General features: G+C 57.4%; 10 protein-coding genes. 3 read left to right on the forward strand and 7 right to left on the reverse strand.

All coding sequences use genetic code 11. The features are described from left to right. Positions 1–161 precede the first annotated feature (161 nt). Complete coding sequence (locus tag AC07ED_RS11125) at positions 162–1,019, forward strand: zinc-ribbon domain-containing protein (protein WP_105235832.1); 858 nt, start codon at positions 162–164, stop codon at positions 1,017–1,019. Positions 1,020–1,023: 4 nt separating this feature from the next. On the opposite strand, the gene AC07ED_RS11130 is transcribed toward AC07ED_RS11125, so the two are convergent. The 5 genes from AC07ED_RS11130 to argH all read right to left on the reverse strand — a co-directional run bounded on the left by AC07ED_RS11130 (position 1,024) and on the right by argH (position 6,793). Then, positions 1,024–3,534 (reverse strand): TIGR02302 family protein, encoded by a 2,511-nt coding sequence (locus AC07ED_RS11130; RefSeq protein ID WP_245918072.1) that lies wholly within the window; start codon positions 3,532–3,534, stop codon positions 1,024–1,026. 48 nt (positions 3,535–3,582) lie between these two features. Continuing rightward, on the reverse strand, positions 3,583–4,848 hold the full coding sequence (lysA, locus tag AC07ED_RS11135; protein WP_105235833.1) for a diaminopimelate decarboxylase: 1,266 nt from the start codon (positions 4,846–4,848) through the stop codon (positions 3,583–3,585). Positions 4,849–4,917: 69 nt separating this feature from the next. Next, complete coding sequence (locus tag AC07ED_RS11140) at positions 4,918–5,235, reverse strand: DUF2834 domain-containing protein (protein WP_105235834.1); 318 nt, start codon at positions 5,233–5,235, stop codon at positions 4,918–4,920. Further along, a complete protein-coding gene (locus tag AC07ED_RS11145) occupies positions 5,235–5,408 on the reverse strand; it encodes a hypothetical protein (protein ID WP_158664550.1) in 174 nt (57 codons plus the stop codon). The genes AC07ED_RS11140 and AC07ED_RS11145 overlap by 1 nt, the downstream gene beginning before the upstream one ends. Next, a complete protein-coding gene (gene argH, locus AC07ED_RS11150) occupies positions 5,405–6,793 on the reverse strand; it encodes an argininosuccinate lyase (protein ID WP_105235835.1) in 1,389 nt (462 codons plus the stop codon). Before argH ends, AC07ED_RS11145 begins: the two co-directional genes overlap by 4 nt. A gap of 12 nt (positions 6,794–6,805) precedes the next feature. On the opposite strand from argH, the gene AC07ED_RS11155 reads away from it, so the two are divergent. Beyond that, positions 6,806–7,336: a TlpA disulfide reductase family protein gene (locus AC07ED_RS11155; protein WP_105235836.1), complete on the forward strand. Its 531-nt coding sequence runs from the start codon at positions 6,806–6,808 to the stop codon at positions 7,334–7,336. Here AC07ED_RS11155 and AC07ED_RS11160 read toward each other — a convergent pair whose 3' ends face one another. Further along, the gene (locus AC07ED_RS11160; RefSeq protein WP_105235837.1) at positions 7,337–7,906 is read right to left on the reverse strand and encodes a YqgE/AlgH family protein; all 570 of its coding nucleotides are present in this window, start codon (positions 7,904–7,906) and stop codon (positions 7,337–7,339) included. 103 nt (positions 7,907–8,009) lie between these two features. On the opposite strand from AC07ED_RS11160, the gene AC07ED_RS11165 reads away from it, so the two are divergent. Continuing rightward, positions 8,010–8,789, forward strand: a complete 780-nt coding sequence (locus tag AC07ED_RS11165; protein WP_105235838.1) for a protein-disulfide reductase DsbD domain-containing protein — start codon at positions 8,010–8,012, stop codon at positions 8,787–8,789. Here AC07ED_RS11165 and AC07ED_RS11170 read toward each other — a convergent pair. Further along, positions 8,786–12,154, reverse strand: a complete 3,369-nt coding sequence (locus AC07ED_RS11170; protein ID WP_105235839.1) for an efflux RND transporter permease subunit — start codon at positions 12,152–12,154, stop codon at positions 8,786–8,788. The two genes, AC07ED_RS11165 and AC07ED_RS11170, sit on opposite strands and share 4 nt — an antisense overlap. Positions 12,155–12,157: the final 3 nt, after the last annotated feature.

Here is a 12,157-nt window from a genome sequence, read left to right on the forward strand (position 1 = left end):
TTTCACGCCCCCACCGCTGTGTTCTGCCGAAAACACTCGCAGAATTCAATCGCACTTGACGGGCATGGGCGTGCTTTTGCTTTTCCATTTCCTCTCAGATTGTTACTAATACTCGAACAAAGACTTACTGTTCGGACAAACCGGACGGCGGAGATGGTATAATGCGGCTGATCTGCCCCAATTGCGGCGCCCAATACGAAGTCCCAGATGACGTCATTCCGGAGGCCGGACGTGACGTGCAGTGTTCAAACTGTGGCTCAACGTGGTTTGAACGACCCGGAGACTCTGACCGCGAAGAAAACGATGCAGTTTTCACGACTGATATCCCCGTCGCTCAGGCCGCTCCAGAACCCGAAGGCGCTCAAGAAGACGACGAATTGGTGATGCCCGAACCAGACTTTGGTCCGGAACCAGCACCTGTCTTTGGGTCATCAGACGACTACGACGAAGACTATGAGGACGACCTTCCGCCGCCGACACTGTCGCCCCGCCGCCCTCGTCGGACCATTGACCCAGAAATCGCCAGCATTCTGCAAGAAGAAGCAGACCGAGCCGAGGAACGCCGTCGAGAGTCGCAACAAGACCCGATGGAAAGCCAGCCCGATCTGGGCCTAGATGAACCGCCGAGCCCCGAAGCAAAGCGCGCCGAAGAAGCACGTCGTCGCATGTCGCTGCTCAAGGGAGAAACTGAACTTAACGATGCCGGACCGCGGAGCGACCGCCTCCCCGACATTGATGAGATCAATTCCACCCTCCGGTCGGCATCAGAGCGTCCTGACAATGCCGTCGCCCAAACCGCGCAAGTCGTTCGTCGCAAAAGCGGGTTCAAAACGGGCTTCCTTGGCGTGCTCTTGATCGCGGTTATTGGTGCTGGCGGTTATGTGTTCGCTGACCGCATCGCAGCGATGGTTCCGCAATCTCAGCCTGCGTTAGAGACCTACGTTGCTTGGGTTGATGGGCAACGGATTGCGCTGGATGAAACCGTGCAGGGCATGCTCGCCAGTCTTGGCAACGATTGATCGATCAGAACCGATCTAGAAGCCGCCGCAAATAGTTGCGTTCGTCCTCTGGCCGATCCAATTCGGCAGAACGACGGCGAATTTCATCCAAGAGTTCGCCTGCGCGACGATAGATATCTTCGCCCTGCAAGAGGTTCTGATCCGTGCCGGATTGCCCTTCGGTGCCCAGCTGTCGTCCCAGCGGATCGCTCTGACGTGGGGCCGCTTGAGCGGTTTGATCCCCTTGCTGTTGACCTTGCCCGCTCTCATCGCGCTCAGACTGGGCAATCGCACGACCAAGTTCGCGCAGCCCTTCGCGTAATGCGTCCATCGCTTCGGCCTGACGATCGATAGCCTCGGCCATATCGCCGCGGCGTAACGCGTCCTCGGCACGGTCCATAGACCGCTCTGCCTGTTCGATGGCGCGACGCGCAGCTTCGGCCTCGTCACCTGACAGGTTCGGCAAATTGCGGCGCTGCTCTTCCAGCATCTGCCGCAAAGCTTCTTGACGGTCCGCTAGGTTCTGCTGACCTGGATCGCCGTTCGTGCCGTCCCCGTCACGCGGGGTTTCGCCAGGTCGTTGCTCCGTCTCTTGCTGGCCACCGTTGAACTGATCCTGCAGATCGCGGAAGGCATCGTCGGACAGTTGCTGTTGGTCGCGAAGTGTTTCGCCCAAATCTTCCATGGATTTCTGCCCCGGAGACCGAGGACCACCCTGCCCTTCGCCTTGGGTCATTTTCATGTTTTCCATGAGCTGATTGAGCTGTTCCATCAGGACCGCAGCTTCGGCCATACGGCCTTCTTCCATCAGTTCTTGGATACGATCCATGAGGGCGTTCAGCTCGTCCTGTGTGAACTGCATCGTCTCGCCGCCACCATCTGGCTGATCCGTCGAGTTCTCGTTGGGGTTCATCTGATCGGCGAGCATCTGCATGTAGTCGTTGGTTGCGTTGCGCAGCTCGTCCATCAGTTCCTGAATTTCGGCGGCACTCGCGCCGTTGCGCATCGCTTCGGCCAAACGATCTTGGGCCCGCTGGAGCCGTTCGCGCGCATCGGCCAATGCGCCTTCTTCGAATTCAATCGCGAGGTCCCACATGAGAGCCGCAACCTCATCGCGCTCTTCATCTGTCAAACCACCTTCGTATCTCGCTTCAAGCGTTTCAACGACACCACGCACCATCGGGAAATGCGTCTCGTTTCGAAAGAAACCATCAGGGCGGTTTGAAATCGCTCGCAACAATTGTGCAACGCGCGCTGCGTTGGCCGTCGACCAAAGCAGATCTCGACGCTGTTCGATGATCACGCGGGCGACAGGCTGAAAGAAACGACGTCCTGGTAGAACCATCTGGGTCTCGACGGACTGTCCCGCCTGCCCCTTAGCGTCTGTCACTTCCAGACGCACTTTCACAGGGAGATTCGCCATGACTGATTGGCTGAAGTTGTCGATCAACGCCTCATCGAAGGCAGCTCTGTCGCCCGTAATCGGAATGGGTAGATCAACAATCAGAGGCGCAATCGGGTCTGGATCGATCGCTAGGCCGTGACGGCGGTCGATCTGGGCAAGGTCAATCGACACCGTCGCGGACCCACCTGTTACACCGTAGTCGTCAGTCGCGCGAAACGGCAGGGTCATTTGGCCTTCGGCATTCGAAAGAGCCGGCCCCGTCAATTCGACCGAAGGTATGCCATCAGTCACAATGGAAACGTCCCACGCCTGACCGCCCGAGCCATCAATGCGCAATTCGCCCTGCTGCAGCGCGTCAAAAACCTGATGCTGATCCGACGCAGGCGGCAGTTCGTCAGCACGACGCCCCGACACGGTTTCCGACAACGTTAACGCGCCAATGTCGCCATAAAACCGAACGGTGAAGCGCGACCCTTCGGGCACCTCGATCCGATCTTCGTCCAGATCAGGTAGATAGAGCGTTGGTTTGCCCGTGTAGGCTGGCGGCTCAATCCATCCCTCCCACGTTGGCCCTGTCGCAGTGGTGGAAGCCGATCCCACGGGCGAGGCTTGAGCCACGGTTCCGATCCGAGTGACAGAACCGAACAAAAGCCCAACCATCAGGAACAACAACGCAACATAGCGGAGGCCGAACGGGTCGGCTTGGGACAAACGGAGGTCGGGCGAAACATAACGCGCTGCCTTGGTTCGATCTTGCATCCGCTGCAGATGGGCCGTCCAAACGGCCTCAGACGCTGGGTCACCCGCACCGACGGCTTGGGCATCGCCAAGTGCGGAAATTGGTCTACCTGGCAAACGCGCATCAACCCGCGCAAGCGCCTCAGCCCGCAGCGGCCAGCGGAAACGCCGCCACCCGCGCCACGTGAACACGGCAATACCGATCAGCCCTGCAACCGCGAGGGTCCAGACGAGTTCCAAAGGCATGTCATTGTGAACGCCCAGCAAAAGCGGCGCGAGCATGAGGAAGAGGATTGTCCAAACGGGCCAAAACGCACGCACCAAACGCTCGGCCACGATCCCCGCAAAGGTTGCGAGGATTGGGAACCGTAGATGCGGCAAGCTTTCGGTCACGTCGGCCAGCTGTTCACTCCTATGCGTCGTGCCCTGACCTTAACGTGCTCAGAGCCACTCAGGAACGATATCGCGGGCAATCATTTCTTCATAGGTGGGACGTCGGCGGATAACCGCAAATTTATCACCCTGAACGAGAACTTCGGGCACCAAGGGACGCGAATTGTATTCGCTCGCCATCACGGCGCCATAAGCGCCAGCCGAACGGAACGATACCAGATCGCCAGCCTTCAGCGGCGGAAGGTTTCGTCCCTTGGCAAAGGTATCGCCCGTCTCGCAGATACCGCCCACAACGTCGTAGGTTTCTGGCTCAACACCCGGTTCAGCTTCAATCACTGGGTCGATGTCATGGTGGGCGTCATACATCGACGGACGGACGAGATCGTTCATCGCAGCATCAAGGATCAGGAACTTACGATCCTCGCCCTCTTTCACATAGATAACTTCCGACACGAGTTGACCTGCATTGCCTGCGATCAAACGACCGGGTTCGATTTCGACCTCACAGCCCAGATGCCCAACTTCTTCGCGGATCACTTGCCCCAGTTCAACGGGCAGCGGCGGTGCCTCGTTCGAGCGGGTGTATGGAATACCCAAACCACCACCGAGGTCGAGACGGCGAATGTTATGACCATCTTCGCGCAACACTTCAGTCAGCTCGGCTACTTTGCGATAGGCGAGGCGGAACGGCTCTAGATCGGTCAACTGACTACCGATGTGCACGTCGATACCAACAACATCGAGGCCTTTAAGCTCAGCGGCACGGGCATACACCTCGCGGGCGCGGCTGATCGGGATGCCGAATTTATTTTCTTTTTTACCCGTCGCGATTTTCGCATGGGTTTTAGCGTCCACGTCAGGGTTCACACGCACAGTGATCGGCGCAACCTTACCCAATGACAATGCAACCTCGGACAGGACTTCCATCTCTGGCTCGGATTCGACATTGAACTGACGAATGCCGCCTTCTAACGCGATCTTCATTTCTTCGCGCGTTTTCGCCACGCCCGAGAACACAATCTTATCGCCCGACACGCCTGCAGCTTTGGCGCGGAGGTATTCCCCGATGGACACAACGTCGATACCAGCGCCCGCTTGCCCCAGCATTTTCAGCACCGCGACGTTCGACAACGACTTCATCGCGAAACATACGAGGTGCTCACCCCAAGCAAGGGATTCATCAAAAACTTGGAAGTGACGCAGCAGGGTCGCCGCCGAATATACGTAAAACGGAGTTCCAACCTGCGCCGCTATTTCGGTCAGGGGAACGTCTTCGGCGTGCAAAACACCGTCACGATAAATGAAATGATCCATTGCAGCCTCCGGTCTCGGGTCAGGGCGTCATACCAAATCCGCACAAAACCCCAAGCCCTTAATGCGAATTTACCGCGCGGGCCGTGTGCGCAGGAAAAGGTAGAGGGGCAAACCGCAGCTCACCCCAATGCAAAACGTCGCTGGAATGGCGATCAAGGCCGACCAATTGCGACGAACAGCCGTTTCGGCAATGACCCAGACCGTCAGCGCAATAGCGGCAATGGTCAGGTCCCACGTGAGGCCCACCGTGGATTGATTGACATACCACGCGTCAATCAATCCGCTCAGCCCTGTTCCCGTCTCCTCCATATAGGCTAGGAAATGGGACATCGGTTTGATGGTGCCCCAAATCGCAAGCGCGAGATAAAGAAGACGGAGGATAGACATCAGCAGTTCACGTTGATTTGGACGGTTTCATTCGCACCGCCGACCTGACAATTCCGAACCACTTGCCCTTGCTCGTTCACATTGAACCCAAGGTTCGCGATGGGCCGCAGCGGAAATCCATCCGCGCCACATCCCGACAAAACCAAAACCGCCAAAACGACCGCTTTTTTCACGAAAGAGCCTCTTTCCAACGCGCAATTTGTTCGCGCACACGCACCGGCGAGGTGCCACCATAACTTTGACGGGACATGACCGATGCTTCGACGGTCAGCACACCAAAGACGCCATCTGTAATACCCTGATGCACGCTCTGCATGTCGGCAAGGCTAAGATCAGGGAGATCACATCCTTTTTTCTCAGCCATCGCGACCAGCGCACCCGTCACGTGGTGCGCATCACGGAACGGGAGGTTCAGCTCACGCACCAACCAGTCCGCCAAATCGGTCGCGGTCGAGAAGCCGCTCGCCGCTGCCGCACGCAGATTGTCTTTCATCGGGGTCATGGTTTCGACCATGCCCGTCATCGCAGCAATCGCCAGCATGAGGTTGTCCGCCGCATCAAAGACTTGTTCTTTGTCTTCCTGCATGTCCTTCGAATAGGTCAGCGGAAGGCCTTTCATCACGGTCATCAGGGCAACGTTCGCACCAAAGATACGTCCGATTTTCGCGCGGATCAGCTCTGCAGCGTCAGGGTTTTTCTTCTGAGGCATGATCGACGAACCTGTGGACCATTGGTCAGACATCGACACGAAACGGAACTGAGCGGAGGACCAGATCACCAGTTCTTCGGCGAAACGGGACAAGTGCATTGCGCAGATCGACGCCGCCGCGAGGAATTCCAGCGCAAAGTCACGATCCGATGTCGAATCGAGGCTGTTCGCCGTCGGACGATCAAACCGCAGCGCCTCTGCCGTCATATGGCGATCAATCGGGAAACCTGTGCCAGCTAGTGCCGCAGCGCCCAGCGGGCTTTCGTTCATCCGCTTGCGCGCATCGGCGAAACGCGAACGGTCACGGTTCAACATTTCGACATAGGCCAGCATATGATGGCCCCATGTTACAGGTTGCGCGACCTGAAGGTGGGTAAAGCCCGGCATGACCCAATCAGCGCCAGCTTCGGCCTGACCGAGCAGGGCTTTCATCAACGCCTCAATGGCACCATCAACCGCGTCACATTGGTCACGAACCCAAAGGCGGAAATCGACTGCAACCTGATCGTTACGGCTGCGGGCTGTGTGCAGACGGCCTGCAGGCTCGCCTACGATTTCTTTCAGACGCGCTTCGACGTTCATGTGAATATCTTCGAGCGATTTCGAAAACGCGAAGTTTCCGCTTTCGATCTCTGACAAAACGGTGAGCAGGCCTTCACGAATGGCCTCTGCATCTTTATCGGTAATGATACCAGTCGCGGCGAGCATCGCAGCGTGGGCGCGGGATCCTTCGATGTCCTGCTGGGCGAGACGCTTGTCAAAGTCGATCGAGGCGTTAATTGCCTCCATGATGGCGTCCGGTCCGGCGGAAAAACGTCCGCCCCACATCGCGTTCGAAGTCTTAGTCATATTGGAGGCCCCATGCGGAAACTTGTGTCAGCGTTGCTTTATACGGCGTTTGCCTGCGTTGCAAATGCCGCCCTCGCAGAAGACAGCGTTTCGGACAAATTGATCTGGCACGATAGCCCCATGCAAAGCTCGGACGCGAGCTTTGTGACCGAGGACGGTACCGAAACGACCTTGGAGCCATATCGTGGCAAAGTTCTGCTCGTAAACTTCTGGGCGACATGGTGCATTCCCTGCCGCGAAGAGATGCCTGCCCTGTCCGCTCTCCAAGACGAATTGGGTGGGGACGCGTTTGAAGTCCTCACTATCGCCACGGGCCGTAACCCCGCGCCCGCAATCGACCGATTCTTTGAAGAGATCGGGGTCACGAACCTGCCAAAACACAACGACGCCAACATGCGGTTTGCACGCTCCATGATGGTCGCGGGGCTACCTGTAACGGTTCTGATCAATCGGGACGGTCAGGAAATCGCGCGTCTGACTGGCGGGGCCGATTGGCATAGTGCTGAGGCGGTCGAGCTGATCAAAGGCGTTATTGCACAGTAATCACGCGTGTCCAGCGGTCGACGACAGGGTGATCGGATCGATCCCCAATTGCTTAAGCGCTGCAGTCCATTTCAACTCGTGGGCGCGACCAAACAAAATGTCGTCCTTGGGATCGCAGGTTAACCAACCGTTGTGGGCAATCTCTGCCTCTAACTGCCCCGGCCCCCAACCCGCATAACCTAGCGCCAGTAGGGACATCGACGGGCCACCGCCGCTCGCCAAATCGCGCAAGACATCCGTTGTCGCCGTCATCGACGTATGGCCATCCACCTCAAGAGTGCCAGTCTCAGACGCGTAGTCCGACGAATGAAGGACGAACCCGCGACCATGCTCGACGGGGCCGCCGAAATGGACACGGATGTCACGCACACTATCGCCCGTCGGGATCTCTAGCTGTGACAGCAGATCACGGAACCTAATGTCTGGCGCAGGTTTATTGACGATCAGGCCCATAGCCCCCTCGTCCGAATGCGCACACATATAGATGACCGCATGTTCAAAACGCGGGTCGCCCATATCGGGCATCGCAATCAGGAGTTTTCCCGACAAATTGGTAGATGCAAAGTCCATAAGGCGATGATGGGTCGCGAACGAGGCAGGTTCAAGCCCTCTGCTACAAGGACTCTCCGGAACGTGACTTCCCATTACATGCATTGTCCGTAATTTAGGCGCAATGAGAATCGCAGCAGCCATCATCGCCCTATTCGGAATTACCCCCCCTGCCTTCGCCGAAGCGCCACAGGGCGTGGCCGCTGTTGATATTATCCCCGGTTGGCAGACGCCATCCGGAACGCGGATGGTTGGGTTGAAGATCACACTGGCCGACGGTTGGAAAACCTATTGGCGGGCGCCGGGTGACGCAGGCATCCCACCACAGTTCGAATGGACAGGGTCAGAGAATATCTCTAGCGCCGCCTTCCATTGGCCTACCCCCGAACTCTTCGAAACGAACGGCGCGGTGACAATCGGCTATCACGGAACCGTGGTGATCCCCATCGAACTCACGGGAGATGGCGATACCATGCACCTCAGCGGCGAGGTTGATATGGGCGTCTGCAATGACATCTGCGTGCCTGTGTCCCTGAACTTTGACGCTCTATTGGCCGATAAGGGCGGACCAAACGCCGCCATTGCGGGTGCGCTGATTGACCAGCCCATGACGGCAGATCGTGCGAATGTTTCAAAGGTTCAATGCTCGGCAGTTCCCATTCGTGACGGCCTCCGCCTGACGGCTTCAATTGAAATGCCCACCTTCGATGACAACGAATTCGTCGTGGTCGAGGCACCGGGCGCGTGGGTCTCAGAATCCCACAGCACCCGCGATGGAGGCATCCTCACAGCGACCGTCGATGTGGTGCCGATGGTCCAAGGATACATGCTCGACCGATCCAAAATTCGACTAACCGTGTTGGGCGCAGGTCGGGCCGTCGATATTCAAGGCTGCACGGGTTAAGCTCGCCGTGCACGCCCGATCATAATCCCTGACACCGCATAAATAGCCAGCGTCCCAATAGCCAAGACACCTGCATAAAGCGCGAAGGCAGCGCCCAGACTTGCCGGCAACGCGGCAACCAATGGCGCGCCAGACACGATCAGGGGCAGCACAACCACACCAAAGGCCGCGATCATTGCAACAAGCGCGACACCCACGGGCACACGAATAGAGTTTGCTCGCGCGATTGCACCCCGACGCGCCGCAGTGAACAGCCCTCCAATATCGGCCTGAACGGCGATCAGTGACGGCACAACGACCAACACCATCACCATGCCAAAGGACAGACCATAGACCAGCGTGACAACGGTAGGTTTCAAAAATTCAGCCTGACTGGACCCTTCGTATAGAAGCGGCAGAAGGCCCAAAACCGTCGTGGCCGTCGTCAGCATAACAGCCCGCAAACGGTCAGCCGTCCCGTCAATGATCGCAGGGATCAAGCCGCGTTCTTTGGCGTAGTCGTCGATGGTCGTGACCAGAACAATCGAGTCGTTGATCACGATCCCGACCATGCCCAAGAGCCCGACCACAGTGAACATGCTCATCGGGATGCCCCATGCATTATGGCCGTAGATCGTGCCCACCAATGCAAACGGAATGATCGACATCACGACGAGCGGGCGGGTCCAGCTCGCGAAAATCCACGCAAGCGTCAGGTAAATCCCGACAAGGATAAAGGCCAAGCCCGCCTTTGCATCGTCAAGAAATGCGTTTTCCTGTTCGCTCAATCCACCCAGATCAGTCGAAACGCCGTAGCGGCTCTCCACATCGGGAAGGATATCTTCGTTGATCGACAGCTTGACCTCTGACGCGCGATCCGCGTCTTTGTCATCCAAATCACCCGTCACAGAAATGAGCATGAGGCCATTTTCACGCCGCACGGTGCTAAACCCAGTTTCCCGTTGCACCGTCACAATGTCAGCCAGTGGCACATAGACGCCCGCGGTCGAACGCAACAACATGCGGTCGAGGAAGTCCGCCGTCAGTTCTTCTTCGGGGATTTCAACACGGATTGACGCGCTACGGGTGCCGTCTGGATAGGTCGCAGCCTCAACTCCACCCAACCTGCGGCGCAGTTCGGTGCCCAGCGTATCAATCGTAAAGCCCAGCGCCTGACCCTGTGGCGTCAGTTCAAGGATCAACTCTTCCTTATCGTAGGAGAGCGAATCTTCGAGCCCTGATATCTCTGGGAACCGAGCGAGCTCAGTTTTCAGAGCTTCAGCTGCCGCCTTCAGCGTATCCGCATCCGCGCCGTAAATCTGCACCTCAAGCGAGTTGCCACCTGGCCCAGCGCCCCATGACCGGAACGAGAGCGTTTCGGTCATGGGCGTCTGAACGACCTCTTGCTGAACGGCTGACACAAATTCACTCGACGAAATTGACCTTAGGTCGGCATCGATTAGCTCAATCGTAATCGCGCCGAGCTGATAGCTCTCTTTGGTATCTGCGCCAGACAATCCACGGCCCGAATTGCCGCCGATCTGGGTCAGAACATAGTTCACCGGATTGATGCCATCCTCGGCCTCATATCGCGCAGCCACGGCATTGGTCGCGCGTTCCAACTCATCGAGCATCGCCAGAGTATCTTGGCGCGTTGCGGCGGGCAGCATGGCGATATTGCCGCTGACCTGACCTTGCTCTGGCGACGAAAAGAACCGCCATTGAACATCACCGCGGATAAAGAGCGATACTTGACCGGCAAGGATCACCAACGCCCCCGCCAACACTGCGTATCGCGCCTTAACGATCAGGGACATCAACGGGCGGAAAACCCGATCCCGCACCCAACCAAAGCCACGGTTCACAACCCGCGATGGGGCATCATACCAATGCTGCTTTAACCCTGTGCCGACCGAATGGGACAAGTGGTTCGGTAGGATCACAAAGCATTCAACCAAGCTCGCCGTGAGCACAACGATCACGGTAAACGGAATATCCGCAATCAAATTCCCAAACCGGCCACCAATCACCAAGAGCCCGAAAAATGCGATGTTCGTTGTAATGGTCGCCGAAAACACGGGGCTGAACATACGACGCGCCGCGTTTTCTGCAGCAACCGCACCCGTTTCGCCCAAGCGTCGGGCCCGAAAGTCAGCGTGTTCACCCACAACAATTGCGTCATCGACCACGATGCCCAACGTGATGATCAACGCAAAGAGCGAAATCATGTTGATCGTGATGCCAGACATATACATCAGCGAAATCGCGGCGAGCATTGAGACGGGGATGCCCATAGCCACCCAAACCGCCGTGCGTGCGTTCAAGAATAAGAACAACAGCAGAAGCACCAAAGCCAAACCCTGCGCACCGTTCTCCATCAGGATATTCAGGCGGCCAGTAATCATTTCAGCGCGGGTGTTGATCATGTCGACGCTCACACCTTCGGGCAAAGTCGACCGCATCTCGGCAGCGACCTCTTCGACAGAGCGTTGCAGACCAATGGCGTCACCAGATGCGGACCGCACGACCGAGATTTGAACCGCAGGATTTTCACCAACGAAATAGGCACGGTCGCGATCTGGGCCTTCGACGGTGATCGTCGCAACATCGCCAACGGTAAGTTCCGAATTGTCGTCATTGGTACGTAGAACAATAGCCGACAGGGCATCTGCGCTTCGCTTTTCGGTGCCGGCCCGAACGCGCGAGGCCCCACCGATATCGCCTACGGGATCAGCGTTGACCTCGGACGCAATCGCAGCCGCAATTTCGCTGATCGTCACATCGTGCTGAATAAGAGACAGCGATGTTACTTCGATCAATGTCTCAGGCGCCGCGACCCCTCGGATCGTGGTCCGTGTCACACCTGCCGCAAAGAGACGTGCGACCATCTCATCCGCAAAGCGCGACAGTTGATCGACACCCACAGGCCCCGTGATGATCACATCGCTCACGCCATCCGACCAGCCTGCTCGACGGATCACAGGGTCATCGGCCTCTTCGGGCAGAGAGCTAATCGCGCTCAACGCGGCATCAATGTCTTTCTCTGCCTGATCGAGGTCGTAGTCAGTCTCAAACTCCAAATCGATCCGCGCGGCCCCTTCGGAGGAACGACTTTCACTCGAAGTAACGCCTTCAACACCAAGGAGAACGGGTTCGAGAACCTGAACCACGGCCCGATCGACGTCCTCAGCCCCTGCCCCATCCCACGCCACGCTAACGCGGATGGTTTCCGAGACGACATCAGGAAAGAACTGGGCACGCATTTTGGGAAACGCGACCAATCCCGCGATCACCATAATGACCATCAACAAATTTGCGGCAGTGCGGTGGCGTGTGAAATACGACAAAATCCCGCCTGCCCCACGATCTAGAAGCGTGCGCGACATGGC

The organism is Aestuarium zhoushanense, assembly GCF_056431045.1.

Bases quoted from the DNA above. Each gene is read 5' to 3' on its own strand.
- AC07ED_RS11125 (WP_105235832.1), top strand. From the start codon at position 162: ATGCGGCTGATCTGCCCCAATTGCGGCGCCCAATACGAAGTCCCAGAT.
- lysA (WP_105235833.1), bottom strand. From the start codon at position 4,848: ATGGATCATTTCATTTATCGTGACGGTGTTTTGCACGCCGAAGACGTT.
- AC07ED_RS11140 (WP_105235834.1), bottom strand. From the start codon at position 5,235: ATGTCTATCCTCCGTCTTCTTTATCTCGCGCTTGCGATTTGGGGCACC.
- argH (WP_105235835.1), bottom strand. From the start codon at position 6,793: ATGACTAAGACTTCGAACGCGATGTGGGGCGGACGTTTTTCCGCCGGA.
- AC07ED_RS11155 (WP_105235836.1), top strand. From the start codon at position 6,806: ATGCGGAAACTTGTGTCAGCGTTGCTTTATACGGCGTTTGCCTGCGTT.
- AC07ED_RS11160 (WP_105235837.1), bottom strand. From the start codon at position 7,906: ATGGACTTTGCATCTACCAATTTGTCGGGAAAACTCCTGATTGCGATG.
- AC07ED_RS11165 (WP_105235838.1), top strand. From the start codon at position 8,010: ATGAGAATCGCAGCAGCCATCATCGCCCTATTCGGAATTACCCCCCCT.
- AC07ED_RS11170 (WP_105235839.1), bottom strand. From the start codon at position 12,154: ATGTCGCGCACGCTTCTAGATCGTGGGGCAGGCGGGATTTTGTCGTAT.